Annotated in this window: 3 protein-coding genes; 1 reads left to right on the top strand and 2 read right to left on the bottom strand. The window is 39.7% G+C overall.

Translation table 11 applies throughout. From position 1 onward, the window contains the following. The coding region (locus tag Xedl_RS28030) for a hypothetical protein (protein ID WP_158024422.1) at nucleotides 1–255 on the top strand (255 nt) is incomplete at its 5' end. Between the two features lie 108 nt (nucleotides 256–363). On the opposite strand, the gene Xedl_RS19375 is transcribed toward Xedl_RS28030, so the two are convergent. Together Xedl_RS19375 and dinQ are read right to left on the bottom strand one after the other, a co-directional pair. After that, the gene (locus Xedl_RS19375; protein WP_074025342.1) at nucleotides 364–834 is read right to left on the bottom strand and encodes a hypothetical protein; all 471 of its coding nucleotides are present in this window, start codon (nucleotides 832–834) and stop codon (nucleotides 364–366) included. Between the two features lie 732 nt (nucleotides 835–1,566). Beyond that, nucleotides 1,567–1,650 (bottom strand): damage-inducible type I toxin DinQ, encoded by an 84-nt coding sequence (dinQ, locus tag Xedl_RS39505; protein ID WP_370630631.1) that lies wholly within the window; start codon nucleotides 1,648–1,650, stop codon nucleotides 1,567–1,569. Nucleotides 1,651–1,981: the final 331 nt, after the last annotated feature.

Consider the following 1,981-nt stretch of genomic DNA (forward strand, 5'->3'; position numbering starts at 1 on the left):
AATGAGGTTCAAGCAGGCTCCAGGCGCGATCTGAAATATCGTGGCGGCGGTGTGCAGGTGTACTCATGGTTAATCGACTCTTATGATGGAATGATGGGGTATTATTATTGCACGAAATTTCTCATGACGACACCATCTAGAAGACTACCACCAAAAATCAGGCATAAAAAATCCAACACTGACGGGGTTGGTTCTGACCGCTTACTTGAGGTTTCGACGCCTCGTGTGAAAAAAGATAATGAATTACTTTCGTAAGGTCAACTGCAATTTTCTTTTATGGTTGCCAAAATTCCGTAACCCTTTGATTTTTCCATGACGGTTAATTTGACCGTCATGGCATTTCATCTTTCAAGTCTAGATGAACTAAATGTTTAAAACCTTTTTTAAGTTCTTATATGTCACTTCATGAAAAGTGCCCTGATAATCACATCTATTATCATCCGGTTGCCAGTCAAACAAGCAAGCATCTTCATCCTCGGTAACGCTCCTTATCCTTCTTGTTAAACCTGACCAAACCCCTGTAAGAGATTCACTCTTAATATCCAGTTTTTTAGCAACGTCTTTACACCAAAACTCACCTTTTTCACCTTTTCCTACCTCAAGTATAGTTTTCAAAACACGGCGAGATTTTTCTCCTAACCCTTTAACGAACTTAGCAGCTTGTATAGAAGATAAATCTGTTGGTTCCCACGGTTCCTCTTCATTATTAGTTATATTTTCACTAACAATGTGTCCATTAATACTATTGGTTACTAATTCTAGTAACTCTTCACGAGTTCTCTCTGATAGTTTGGCAAAGTCTTCTTTACTAACCATGATACCGGTACCACTCATTAATATACTCCTTAACAATAAAGGCAAGTGACGTTAAGTAACGTTAAGTAACGTTAAGTAACGTTAATCTAGCTTTACTATAGAATCATAACTAATCTTAGTCAATCATTGATTTTTTAAATCACTAACCAATATTAAATCTGTTTACTTGAATGCTTAAAATTAGCACTCTGATTCGTTTAAAATAAAATTTGATATTCAAATTATTATTCGATGTAAATTTCAATTTCTCTTCTACCGCAAAGCCGCATAAATCCTGAACACTTGAACATGGCACGGCTTTGCTTCATGATCCAATAACTTCACGTAAAATAGAATTTATCCTTTAATATCATTGCATTGATATTTTCCCCGCGATCCGTTTTTGTTCCAAAAACTGAAATTGACTGAAAATCTTTTCACTCTTTTCAGTTTGATATTTTTCCCACAGCACCAGCACGGGCGCACACTGGCGATTCCCTTTGTAGGATTTGAAAACTGAAATAATTTTTTGATCCAAAACGTGCAGGCGGGTGCGGTGTAGTCCGTTTTACGTCAGGTTGACGTTTATTTCGTGGAGATTGTGCAGCATGGACGCAATGCAGCAATGCCGATCCAAATGAACCATAACGAGGAGTAAATTAAGGAATGAACGGTGTTGTGTGCGTCTGGTGGCATTTTATTGAGGGTGCGCCAGAAATGTTAAAGGCCACCGGGCGGTTAACCCGATGGCCTTATCTCCGTTTCCGCTGCCTATTTCAAAAAGGTACGGATCAATTCTAAAAGCGCAATTAGTGCTTTCAGAACGATGATAGTGGTGTTAATAACCTCTTTCATCCGTTCGCTCCTATGAGCAGGAGCACGATTTAACCAGCCATTGCCTTTACGTTGCCTGTCCGGCTGGCTTCCATCACGGTCAGTTAAGGAATGTCGCGCTCTGACCGAGGCACTGAAGCGGCACCACCCGTACTTCGGTCAGGACTTTGATACATCCCGCAAAATTTACGAAATGTTGAATTCCTTTTCTATATCAAACACTCTTTAGCGGCGGTCAGTGCGCTTGCCTAACTATAGCAGAATCATCATAATTTGACATATTCAATATGCTCCGTAAATAGCTCATCAACTGAACATCTTTTTTGCCTCCTGATCGCTTTTGCTCCTCCCC

This window comes from Xenorhabdus eapokensis (assembly GCF_001908105.1).